This window comes from Winogradskyella arenosi (assembly GCF_003337305.1).
In the GTDB taxonomy this organism is placed as follows: domain Bacteria; phylum Bacteroidota; class Bacteroidia; order Flavobacteriales; family Flavobacteriaceae; genus Winogradskyella; species Winogradskyella arenosi.
Genome location: NZ_QPJO01000009.1, coordinates 1 through 12063 on the forward strand (window position 1 = coordinate 1; position 12063 = coordinate 12063).

The 12063-nt window shown below is 31.0% G+C and carries 14 protein-coding genes and 1 pseudogene; 11 read left to right on the forward strand and 4 right to left on the reverse strand.

The features are described 5' to 3' along the window. The first annotated feature begins 165 nt into the window (after positions 1-165). Together DFQ08_RS15665 and DFQ08_RS15670 are read left to right on the forward strand one after the other, a co-directional pair. Positions 166-540 (forward strand): hypothetical protein, encoded by a 375-nt coding sequence (locus tag DFQ08_RS15665; RefSeq protein ID WP_245935456.1) that lies wholly within the window; start codon positions 166-168, stop codon positions 538-540. A gap of 73 nt (positions 541-613) precedes the next feature. Beyond that, the gene (locus DFQ08_RS15670) at positions 614-1114 is read left to right on the forward strand and encodes a hypothetical protein (RefSeq protein ID WP_114310994.1); all 501 of its coding nucleotides are present in this window, start codon (positions 614-616) and stop codon (positions 1112-1114) included. A gap of 795 nt (positions 1115-1909) precedes the next feature. On the opposite strand, the gene DFQ08_RS15680 is transcribed toward DFQ08_RS15670, so the two are convergent. The 3 genes from DFQ08_RS15680 to DFQ08_RS15690 are packed head-to-tail and all read right to left on the reverse strand — an operon-like array spanning position 1910 to position 3175. After that, the gene (locus DFQ08_RS15680; protein ID WP_114310996.1) at positions 1910-2356 is read right to left on the reverse strand and encodes a hypothetical protein; all 447 of its coding nucleotides are present in this window, start codon (positions 2354-2356) and stop codon (positions 1910-1912) included. Continuing rightward, positions 2349-2792, reverse strand: a complete 444-nt coding sequence (locus DFQ08_RS15685) for a helix-turn-helix domain-containing protein (protein WP_114310997.1) — start codon at positions 2790-2792, stop codon at positions 2349-2351. The genes DFQ08_RS15680 and DFQ08_RS15685 overlap by 8 nt, the downstream gene beginning before the upstream one ends. Then, positions 2789-3175 (reverse strand): hypothetical protein, encoded by a 387-nt coding sequence (locus DFQ08_RS15690; protein ID WP_114310998.1) that lies wholly within the window; start codon positions 3173-3175, stop codon positions 2789-2791. The genes DFQ08_RS15685 and DFQ08_RS15690 overlap by 4 nt, the downstream gene beginning before the upstream one ends. Before the next feature lie 348 nt (positions 3176-3523). Here DFQ08_RS15690 and DFQ08_RS15695 point away from each other — a divergent pair, with 348 nt between their 5' ends. From DFQ08_RS15695 to DFQ08_RS15730, 9 genes are all read left to right on the forward strand, one after another. Beyond that, positions 3524-3817 (forward strand): helix-turn-helix transcriptional regulator, encoded by a 294-nt coding sequence (locus DFQ08_RS15695; RefSeq protein WP_114310999.1) that lies wholly within the window; start codon positions 3524-3526, stop codon positions 3815-3817. Between the two features lie 115 nt (positions 3818-3932). Continuing rightward, on the forward strand, positions 3933-6296 hold the full coding sequence (locus DFQ08_RS15700) for a TonB-dependent receptor (RefSeq protein WP_114311000.1): 2364 nt from the start codon (positions 3933-3935) through the stop codon (positions 6294-6296). A gap of 76 nt (positions 6297-6372) precedes the next feature. Next, the gene (locus tag DFQ08_RS16045) at positions 6373-6645 is read left to right on the forward strand and encodes a hypothetical protein (protein ID WP_147269489.1); all 273 of its coding nucleotides are present in this window, start codon (positions 6373-6375) and stop codon (positions 6643-6645) included. Positions 6646-6690: 45 nt separating this feature from the next. Continuing rightward, complete coding sequence (locus tag DFQ08_RS16280) at positions 6691-6945, forward strand: hypothetical protein (protein ID WP_220235591.1); 255 nt, start codon at positions 6691-6693, stop codon at positions 6943-6945. 11 nt (positions 6946-6956) lie between these two features. Next, a complete protein-coding gene (locus tag DFQ08_RS15710) occupies positions 6957-7205 on the forward strand; it encodes a hypothetical protein (RefSeq protein ID WP_114311002.1) in 249 nt (82 codons plus the stop codon). A 285-nt stretch (positions 7206-7490) separates the two neighbouring features. Next, on the forward strand, positions 7491-8807 hold the full coding sequence (locus tag DFQ08_RS15715) for a radical SAM/SPASM domain-containing protein (RefSeq protein WP_114311003.1): 1317 nt from the start codon (positions 7491-7493) through the stop codon (positions 8805-8807). Continuing rightward, positions 8794-11007, forward strand: a complete 2214-nt coding sequence (locus DFQ08_RS15720) for a peptidase domain-containing ABC transporter (RefSeq protein ID WP_114311004.1) — start codon at positions 8794-8796, stop codon at positions 11005-11007. The genes DFQ08_RS15715 and DFQ08_RS15720 overlap by 14 nt, the downstream gene beginning before the upstream one ends. A 322-nt stretch (positions 11008-11329) precedes the next feature. Beyond that, positions 11330-11572, forward strand: coding sequence for a hypothetical protein (locus tag DFQ08_RS15725; RefSeq protein WP_114311005.1), 243 nt, complete (start codon positions 11330-11332; stop codon positions 11570-11572). Continuing rightward, a complete protein-coding gene (locus tag DFQ08_RS15730) occupies positions 11554-11868 on the forward strand; it encodes a type II toxin-antitoxin system RelE/ParE family toxin (protein WP_073153638.1) in 315 nt (104 codons plus the stop codon). Before DFQ08_RS15725 ends, DFQ08_RS15730 begins: the two co-directional genes overlap by 19 nt. Before the next feature lie 44 nt (positions 11869-11912). On the opposite strand, the pseudogene DFQ08_RS16355 reads toward DFQ08_RS15730, so the two are convergent. Then, a pseudogene (locus DFQ08_RS16355) lies at positions 11913-12063 on the reverse strand (IS110 family transposase); the annotation flags it as partial.

Consider the following 12063-nt stretch of genomic DNA (forward strand, 5'->3'; position numbering starts at 1 on the left):
GCCTACGTACAACACCGTGTATAATTAATTGCTGGGTTCTTCCCTACTTGCGAAAATTCCTGCGGAATTTTCACGGGTTCGTAAAAGTTTGCTAAATTAGTTGCTTAACCACGCAACTAACCATACACAAACACGTTGTACGCAATTTGACAAAACGCTACTGAATTGAAAAGACAAATGATGAATAAACTAAAAATTGTTTCTTTAACCTCATATTCCCTTATAATTCTTATGGGACAATTGATTGGGGTTCCATTTATCTTATGGCTGATTTTTACCAGTTTCGATTTTGGAAATAACGAACAGATTTTTGCGATATGTGGAATAATCGGAATCGCTTTAAATTTTACAAAATATGGAAAATCTAGAATTGGGAAAATATTGATTTTCGTTCTTATGATTTTACCAATTGCAAAACGTATAACTATAGCACCAATAGAAAAATTTAATTATTTAGCGTTTCAATTTCCACTTTTGGTTTTTGTAATCTCTTATCTAATTTTTATAATAAAACCAACGAAAAAGAAAAAATCCGTGTAGGGCAATGTATAAAAATTTTTGCTCAATAATTGAGCTTAACCAAAGACAATTTTAAACAAGTTGAATAAACATTATGGAAGCATCTAAATATCTGGTTTTGTTATTAATTCTTATTACTATAATTGCTTTTGGGTTTTATATTCTATTCAAAGGAATAATAAAGAAAGATAACGGCTTAAAATATTTTAGTTTAGCATTAATTGGAATTCTGCTAACTGCTATTCTGTATAATATTTTTCCAAACTTTTTGACAGACAAACCATCCGAAAAAGAATTAGTCGGAATTTATAAAATTGTTAGTGCCGATAACGGAATTCCAAAATCGGATTACAAAAGTTATACTCTGGATTTAAAAAAAGACGGAACTTTTGAGTTTACCCAAACCCCTGGAATTAAATTATGTAAAAAAGGAAATTATGAACTTGACTATTCGTTTGAAAATAATGAAATTTCGTTTCAATGCGAAAATAATTGGACACCAAAGCATTTGAAAAGAAAACTATTCGGATTTGAAATTGAATTTTATATTGACTTTGATAACGGGAAAAGTATTTGCTTTGAAAAAATCGAATAAAAAACTGCGTACAACACCGTGTATAATTAATTGCTTTTTACGTGCTTACTTGCGAAAAATTCCTGCGGAATTTTCTCGGGTTCGTAAATGTTTGTTAACTTAGTTGCTTAACCACGCAACTAACCATACACAAAACCGTTGGCAGCAATGCGTGTGCGACAAAACACAACTCTAAATTTGAACTTATACAAATCTGAATTTTAAGAATAAAAATAAAATTGGATTTCAAAACGTTGGAATGAAAATCACAACGCAGGAATTACAAGCAGAACGGAAAATTGCGGTTGGAAAAATAGCAACATCGCAATAAAAAAGCCTAGTTTCTTTTTCGCGATTTTTTTTTTTGAATTTTAAGTAAGTAAAATTAGAAAAAATGAAGTCTGAAATTTTAATTTCCTTCAGAACTAAATTAGAATAATTATCTAATTCATTAAACACGAGAACTAGAATTTGATAAGTTTCCTCGATATTAAAAAGATAACGCAGGATTTCCAAACTGAACGTAAAATGCGTGTCTGATTAGCAACAACGCAGGACTAAAAACAGATTATCTCTAGATTTATTTAATAACTAAGTTAATTAGTTAGCTAATTGGAGTATATTAAATTATCATTTATTAAAAACATAGCTTATAAAAAAATAAGCACGGCTGCCAACACCGTGTATAATTAATTGCTTTGGCAAGTGCTTCTTTGGAAAATTCCTTCGGAATTTTCTCTAGTCCGTAAAAGTTTGCTAAATTAGCTACCAAACCACGCAACTAACCATACACAAAACCGTTGGCAGTAATTTGAGCTAGTTCTTCTTTTCAAATAAACTCATAGGATTTATTAATGGATATACTTCGCCTTGAATTATAGAGCCTTTTGATTTCTCGTAAAGAATTCCTCTAACTGTCGAAACTGACAAAGAAACAATCGTTCTTAAAATTTCAGTAGGAACATTATGTTTATCTTCTGCTTCAATTTTTACTATTTTAGCTAAAGGTTTAATTTCAAATTCATTTTCAACATTTAATTCACAGAAAGACTCACCTGTCTCAATTATAGAAACATTTACTGAGACGATACAAGTAATCATTTCTTTATCAGGAAAAACTTTGAATTGAAAATTACTATTAAAATTGACCAAAGGCTTACTCTCTTTATCGAATTCATCCTTTAAATCAAACTGAGAGAACTTACTAACATTTATGTTAGCATATCTAATATCTATATCTAACTTTTTATTTTCTTTATCCATTAGTTTCTATTGTGTAAGAGTCAGTATCCAATTCATAATACTCAATGGGACTATTCTTTGAAGAAAACATATTCAATGCTTCAAATGAATCGTCAATATTAATATTTATCTGAATAAATGTATTTGCAAAACTTGTGATATAATTACATTCCTTTTTAGGTAATATCTTGAATTCAACTTTTACCTCATAATGCTTTTCCAGTTTATTAATAAAAGAGGTATTTATTTTTTTTACACCAGACATTAATTGACTAATATAAGCCTCTGTACAACCAATGTCGTCGGCTAACTTTCTTTGTGTGATTTTATTATAGTCAAGAAAATAATCAACCTCTTTCATAAACCTTAAACTAACTAAAGACTCATCAATTTTAGTTCGATTTTTCTTTAAATAAGAATCAAAAGAAATAGTATCTATTTTATTTACTTTGCTCATTCTAATAGCTTTTGTATTGTGATTTTTGATATTGAATTTATAGTAGCAATTAACTTTTTATCGTTTGAGTTTGTTTGTTTTCTTCCATATCTCGAAATATATAATTCTCTATATCCGAGATTTTTACAAACCAATGTGTAGAATCGATGATTATCAACTTTAATAGCATAAATTTCGCCTAAATCACATTTTGATTCCCAATTCCATTGTGATTTATTGGCAACATTAACTTTAACAGCTTCAATTACAATTACGAATTTTTTAACTGTTTTTTCATCACGGTTAATTTGATTGAATTTTTTCATCACATCAGCATTACTTGTGTTTAGATATACTCTAAACTTATTTGTTTCGCAATTATGAATTAAGTAGAAATTATCCAAAAACTTAACCTATTAGTTAAGTGCAAATGTATGAATAAATAATTAAATAAAAAACTACTGCCAACACCGTGTATAATTAATTGCTTTTTTAGGCTTACTTACGAAAATTCCTGAGGAATTTTCTCTGGTCCGTAAAAGTTTGCTAAATTAGCTACCAAACCACGCAACTAACCATACACAAACACGTTAGGCACAAGGTTACACCAGCCGCACGAAAGGCACATTTGTTTTTTTTGCCAACGCAAAGCCCACCACACAAAAAACAAAAAAACCTTTTTGCAAACGCTCGACCGAAAAATAAACATTGTTAAAAACCGAAAAAACCTAACTAAAAACAACAGAAAACTTATGGAAAAACACTGTTTAGAAATTATCCGAACAAAAAGACGCAAACTTGATTACTCACAAGAATACGTAGCTGAAAAATTAGGAATAAGCCAAAGAGCATATTCGGACATTGAAAACGGCAAAATCGCTTTAAGGAATAAAACACGGCTAAAATTAGCCAAAGTACTTGACCTAAACCCCGAAGACATATGTCCTATTGCTAATTCTTGTAGTACTATCCATAAAGTAAAAAACGAAGAACTCATCAACCTCTTAATTCAAAATAATGTAGAAATCCCAGACCATTTATTGTAGATTTTAGTAGTTCCAGATACATTTTAGAAGTTTTTCGTATAATTTAGAAGTTTTACTTCTTGGATTTTTCCTTTCTTTCCTTTTAACTTTGAAACAGTTAATCAGAATATAAAAAATGCCTAAACTATTATTATACCTACTATTTACTCTTTTTCCATTAATTTCATTCTCTCAAATAAAAATAACAGGACAAATTCTTGATACGAACAACAACCCTATCGAATTTGCAACAGTTACCTTACTCTCGCTGGAAAATGAAATCGTTAAAGGAGAGTTGAGCAATGAAACAGGTAATTTTATTGTTGAATTAAACACAGGTGGGCATTACCAAATTCAAATATCCTATTTGCAAAACATTCTTTTCGAGAAAGAAATAGTAGTAACTGAAAACATGGATTGTGGTATGATTAAGGTCGAAAACTATATTTTATTAGATGGAATAGAAATTACAGCCTATAACCAACCAAAAATCGTGAAAGAAATCGGCAAATATGTTGTGAGTAATATAGCTTCTTCTCCTTTGTCCAAAAACAGAACTACCTTCGATTTTTTAGGAACTATTCCGTTTGTAAACAACAATCCAGACGGTAATTCCATTACAATAAAAAACAGAAAAGAGGCCAAAATTTTGATTAACGGAAGGGAAGTTGGCGATAAAGGAATCGCCTTAAACATCCTAAAATCAACGCCTGCCGAAGACATAAAGAAAATCGAAATTATCACAAGTCCGAGTAGTAAATATAGTGCCGCCACTCAAAATGGAATTGTGAACGTGGTAATTAAAAAGAACAATGAGGGGTTAAAAGGGGCTGTTTCATCGGGCGTGAGTCAGTCTTATTACAATTCGCAAAATGCCAATGCTAACCTCACTTATTCCAAAAACAATTGGTTTGTCTCAACGGGTATTGGTGTCAATAACTATCGTTTCAAATCAAAACAAAACTCCATATACAAAGATTATATCAACCAGCAACAAACACACATAGAATTTGATAATAACCTTAAAAATAAAACAATAACACCCTTTGTCAACATCCATTACGATTTAACATCCAAGCAAAGTATCGGGGTTCAGTTCAATTCGTCATTTAGGAATAACTCAACTACCAATACATCCCAAAATGAATACACTTCACTAGCCAATAATAGTGTCGATTCCCTAAATCAATCAACCATAAAAAGCAGGAATCCCAACTTTAAAAACCTCTTTCTCAACGCAAATTATTCTCTAAAAACCGATACCATTGGGAGTAATTTTGAGTTGAATTTATACCGTTTTGCACAAGACAATAACACCCGAATCACTAATGTTTTTCAATGGAACAATGGGTCGCAATCTATTTTGCAACAACCCGATGTGGATATGGAATTTTACAACGTTGTAGCCGATTATACTCAAAACTTTCAAAACGAAGATGTGTTGAAATTTGGAATAAATTATAGTAACGGTCAAACAAACAACCGCTTTTTTCACGGAAATTACGATGGTGTAGAGTACGTGTCGGATACTTTGAGAAGTAACGATTTTAAATATAACGACAACACTTTTGCGGCTTACCTGATGTATCAAAAATTGTTGGGAGATAATTGGGAAATGGAATTGGGTTTAAGGTGGGAGAATTATGAAGGCGAGGGCTTATATGAAAACACCTCTGTTGAACAGAAAAACAATTACCTGTTTCCGGCAGTTTCAGTACTTTTTTATGCCAATGATAACAACGAATTCTCTTTAGATTATCGCTCTTCCTTTATTAGACCTTCTTATTCCAACTTTAACCCTAATAGTTACTACACTTCTGCCAATTCGTACAAAAGGAACAACCCTAACCTTTTGCCCATTTTAAGCCACTCCGTTGTTTTCAATTATAGTTTTTTGAAGCATTATAGTCTTGATATAGAATACGATTATGCAAAAAATACCTTCAATGAATTTGACATAGTTCGACCCAATGGTTTAATCGAAACAATTACAGATAATTACGGGAAAGGATACGAATTGTATTTCGGTTTTACTTATAACAAACATTTTTTTAATAACAGATGGAATTTAACGGCTTCACTCTTTTATACGTATGATAAAAGCGACGGTATTTACAACGGAATTGATTTAGGGTTTGATAATACCGAATGGGGATTAGGACTTAAAAATTTTGTCTATTTAAACAAAACAAAGGATGCCATACTCAATTTGAGTTATGGGTACGGAAGTGCCAACAGAAGCATTTTAGGAGAAATGAACGCCATTCATTCCTTAACATTTGAATTGAGCAAAACCTATAAAAATTTCAATTTCACATTAGGGGCTTACGATTTACTACGTCCTACATTAGAATTAAGGGAAGAAAGAATAGAATACAGTTTTTACAAAAGGCAGGAGTACTTCAAGACCGCATACTTTAGAGTAAGTTACTTCTTTGGTAACAGAAATGTAAAATCTATTAGTAATAAACAAGGTAAAATGAGTAATCGAGTAGAATAAACTAAGATTGTTATATACCAGGCGGAGTCCGAAAAGCCCTAACAGAGTAGGAATAATCCATTAAAAATAGAACGATATGGATACAACAAATAAATTTCGACAATTTGTTTCCGGTTTAGAGAAAAAGAAACTATCTGGAAACCAAGAATCATTGGTTTTAACAAACTCAATGGAACTGATCTCAGGAACAGGAGGCACTAATAGGTCTTGTTCCAATACCGTTACTTCTTGTGACGGATCGCAAAATAGAAACTGCACCAACTATAATGACAGCGGGTGTACGGGAACCTCAAATCGTGGTTGGGGAGGTTGCTCTAATACACAAACCTTACAACCAGCCAACCCTTAAATTTCAAATCTCAGTATATAACAATCTTTTTTAAATCTAAAAACAATGAAAACAAATAATAAATTTTTAAAATTCGTTAAAAGTATAGAATCTAAAAACCTTGATGGCAATAAGGAATCTATTTTGCTGTCAAATAATATTGACCAAAGTATGGGAGGAACAATTAATCGTATATGTTCAAATTCGGCATCTTCATGTGATGGTTCAATTAACAGAAGAACTTGTACTAATACTTCAACCTGCACAGATTCATCCAATAGGCGTACTTGCGTGCCTCAAACACTTGAACCTGCATTTTAATACTTTAGGATATGAAAGCAAATCAAAAACTAATTGACTTTATATCAAAAATAGAGGGCAAACTATTAAAAGATAGTTCTGAAACGATTATATTATCCAATCAATTAGAAAATTCTGTTTTCGGAGGCAAAAACAGAGGTTGTTCTAATGCTGACGATGGTTGCAATAAGTCTAAAAACAGAAATTGTACAAACTACAATAAAAAAGGATGTACAGATTCCACAAACAAAGGGACTTGCTCCAATACAAAACCAGTATAATTAAACACACAATCTAAGAAAGCAGAGCAAAAATTTCAAGCATTTATTTTCAAAATTGAAAATAAATTGCTAATCGAAGGTCAAGAATCAAAAATATTAAGAGGAATTTCTTCCCTGAACTCGATTAGTGGCGGTGTTGGTCCATCTAATGCCAGATGTTTAAACGCACAATATGATTCTTGTTGAACTAATCCTAGATGTACAAATTTGAGTGAAACAGCATGTGCGGGAAGTACAAACACCCCAAGATGTAACATAATTATTAAACCAGTAAATTAAACTACAATGGATAAACTTAAATTCAGTCAATACAATTCCTTGTTAAAAATAACATCCAACTCTTCTGTTATTTATAACTCAAAAGAGGATAAGTGCTTGATAATTCAGCAGGAAATGAACGATATATTTAGTTTTAATCCTGATGAAATAAAAGATTACAACCCTACTCTTTTCAATGATTTGAAAAGTATTGGGGCACTCGTTCCCATAGACATAAATGAATTACAAGAAGTTATCAATTTAAGTAAATCTGTCGATAATAATGAGAGTGAATTTACTTTGATTATTAACCCAACAATGAATTGTAACTTTAAATGTTGGTACTGTTATGAATCACATATATTGGGTTCTCAATTATCGCGAAATACCCTTAAAAAAGTATTTAGGCTTATTGATAATATTTTAGAACAGAAAAAAGAACTAAAGACTTTTGTTCTTTCATTCTTTGGAGGAGAACCATTGATGTACTACAAAAAAACTTCAATGCAAATAATTGACTATATTAGGTTAAAATATGACCTATATCCTCAAATTAACTTTTCAATAAATTTCACTTCTAATGGGTACTTAGTCAATGACCTCATATTGAATCATTTATTGGATGGCACGGAATCTAATCATTTTCAGATTACTTTGGATGGTGGAAAGGAATATCACAACAAAGTAAGGGATTCAGGAAAAAAAGAAGGCTCATATTTTAAAATATTGGATGCCATAAAGTTACTTATCAAAAATAATATCCAAGTATTATTGAGAATTAACTATACCGCTGAAAATATAGATTCCGTTGCCGGAATTGAAAAAGATATTAGAGATATTCCTATTGCAGATAGAGAAAACCTGACTATCGGTATGTTCAGAGTTTGGCAAGATGATAAAGGAGTTGATATTAAGGAAAAAGTAGATAGTACTAAACTATTATTCTCAGAAAGCAATTTTAGAATCGACATTAATGAAACTATTTTAGATAACCTTAAAAATCCCTGTTATGCAGACAAAAAGAACGAACTACTAGTAAACTTTAACGGTGATATATACAAATGCACCGCTAGAGATTTTAATCAAGAAAATAAATACGGTACGTTAAATGAAAATGGAGAGGTCGATTGGATAGATGATAAATTAAATGAATGGGAAAACATTAAAATACAGTCGAAAGCCTGTCAAAGTTGTAGAATCCTCCCATTATGCGGAGGAGGATGCCATCAAGTTAATTTGGAAACCAAAGGATTAGATACTTGTCAAATGGGGTATAACGATGATGACAAAGACAACGTAATTATGATGAGATTATCTGAATACTTTGTAAATGAAGAAGTCTAAAATGATAAAATTTAGAAACCAATTAGCAGGCAATGATTGTGGTATTGCGTGTCTTCAAATGATATGCCAATTTTATGGGAAAAATTATGATACCAAAACAATTCAAAACTACTGTGAAGTTTCTAAATTAGGTATCTCAATTAAGGATATTAGACAGTTTTTAGAGTTAGTTGGTATAGATTCAGTATCAGCTACTATATCCCTACAAGATACCGAAGAAATGCCTCTTCCCGCAATATTATATTACAAGAAGGGACATTATGTAATTTTAGAAAAAATCAAAAAAGTAAAAAACGAATATGTTTATTACGTTATAGACCCCAGTTTCGGCAAAATTAGACTTAATGAAGAAGAACTTTCCCAAAAGTGGTTAAGCAGAAATACCGGAATAGTTATAGTTCTCAACCCTTCAAACGATTTTAGTAAAAAAAACATTAAAGCAGTCCCAAAGGAAAAAAATAATGCAATACTTAATAATATAAAAAAAATACTTCGAGAAAGAAAAACTCGATTAGTTGTTATTTTTCTACTTACAATGTTAGCTCTTATTACAAATTGGGGAATGCCACTACTCCTAAAAGAGAACATAGACAAAGGTATCCTTGATAAAAATATACAATTAGTATGGGCAATTCTAATCGGGCAATTCATATTCATAATAAGTAATATCGTAGCAACCAGTTTTTCCGATATTTTAGCCACCAAAATAAGTTTAGATATAAATATTGATCTGAATAAATCTTATTTCACAAAAATATTGAATCTCCCAATCAGCTATTTTGAGAAAAAGTTCAAATCTGATTTAATCGAAGGGCTTAATGACCAAAATAGAATTAACAATTTCGTTTCAAGAAATATTATAGATATTATTATTACCCTCTTGAATCTTGTCGTTTTTTCTGCACTGTTAATTTCATACAACTATCAAATTTTTTTATTTTTCATCGTATTTAGTGTTTCCTCAATAATTGTAACGTTATTGTTTTTAAAGAAAAAGAGAATCATAGATTATTCTTTGTTTACGACCGAATCAGAGAACAGGAATAATATTTATGAACTCATAATGGGTATTACCGAAATTAAGGTAAACAGTGCAGAAAACAGCAGAATAAACAAATGGAAGGAATCTGAAAGTAAATTAAAAAAACTAAAAGTAAAGGATTCTTTTGTGAATTTTTATATGCTTAACAGCAATAATTTTATCTCAAAATTCCGGGATATTTTTCTTATTGGTTTATGTTCTTTCTACGTAATTGAAGATAGTATGACATTGGGAACTATGATGATGATTAGCTATGTGTTGGGTCAATTAGCTGCTCCAATTGATGACATCATAGATTTTTCGCAAACCCTTCAAAGACTTAACCTGTCATTTGATAGGTTATCGGGAGTATACAATAAACCTGAAGAAATAGAAAAAAATAAAGAATATTTTACTGTTTCGGAAAATATAAGTAATATTTCACTTTCAAATATTAGCTTTAAGTATCTTTCAAATAGTGAAAATTATATCTTAAATAATATCGATTTAACAATTCCTACGAACAAAACAACAGCTATTGTTGGCTCAAGTGGTAGTGGTAAATCTACACTGATGAAGTTAATATTAGGTTTTTATTTCCCCACTCAAGGGGTTTTAAAAATAGGAGAGCATAAAATACAAGACGTTAATTTAAAAGAGTGGAGAAAAAAATGTGGAGTTATTATGCAAGAAGGTTACATTTTTAGCGGTACAATAGCAGAAAATATAACTTTTTCCGATGTTACTCCCAACCCTGAACGACTGGAATATTCAATACAAATGGCAGAACTTAAATCTACAATAGACAAACTACCTATGAGACTAAACACTCAAATTGGAGAATCAGGAATTTCGCTAAGCGGAGGAGAAAAACAAAGATTATACATTGCTCGTGCTATATATAAAAACCCTGATTTTGTGTTTTTTGATGAAGCGACTTCTTCGATGGATACCATAACGGAAAAAAACATAATGAACAATTTTAGAACATTTTTAAAAAATAAAACAGCCGTTATAATAGCTCATAGATTAAGTACGGTTAAAAATGCAGAAAATATTATTGTAATGAAAAACGGAGAGGTTGCAGAACAAGGAACACACTCCCAATTATTAGAAATCAAGGGAGAATATTATTCTTTGGTAGAAAATCAATTAGAATTAGAAGTTTCACAACATTAGGTCGTCGATTATCCCGCAAGCACATTGTTTTTTTCCAACCACATCACCCCATCCTAAAAAAACAAAAGAGCTTGCTCGTTTAGTCTTTTAAAAGAAATAACAGCTGAATCACCAAACAGAACGCAGGAAACCCTGTGCCTAACACAGTGTATAAGCAATAGCGGGGGAAGTGCTAAAAAAAGTTATCGTTTCTTTGCTAACTTTGTGCTTAATCGAACAATAAGTGCGCATAATCCGCTACTGCTCATACACGCAAACCGTTGTGCAACATTAGGAAAAACGACCAATTATTCGGATATTTATAAAATAAATTTAAATAAAAATGGCAACAGTAGATAATATACGAAACGGATTGATTGACAAAATACTATCGATTAAAAACAAAGACTTTTTAGTCGCTCTTGACAAAATAATTACATCGAGTTCATCTGAATCTGAAATAGTTGAACTGACCAAAGAACAGAAATTGATGCTGGCAATCAGTGAACGAGATATAAAAGATGGTAAACTAATTTCTCAAGAAGCAATGAATAAAAGGAATTTGGAATGGCTAAACGCAATGTAATTTGGACACGAACAGCTGACATTCAGTTCGTGGGAATTTTAGAATATTGGGTTAAAAAAAACAAATCAAATAGATACTCTAAAAAACTTTTAAAGCTAGTTTCGGAAAGAACAAAACAAATAGCCGAAAAACCTCTGATTTACAAAGCTACAGATTTCAAAGATACAAGAGTTGCTTCTTTAGGTAATTTTAGTATTTACTATAAATTTAATGACACAGAAATTATCATCACAGCTTTTTGGGACAATAGACAAAATCCGAAAAAACTTTTGAAAATATTGGAAAACAAAAAATAACGTTGCACAACAAAGTACTGTGGTAAAAAGCAAGTAAAAATGCATTAACTTTTCACTAAAATACTTCTATATGAGTCATCATATATTAAACCAGATTTTGCGATAGCAAAAGCCTGTTTTAGAAGCTTATTACACACAGCTATTAAAGCCAGTTTTTTACTCTTCCCTTTTGCTACAATTCGTTCATAAATATCT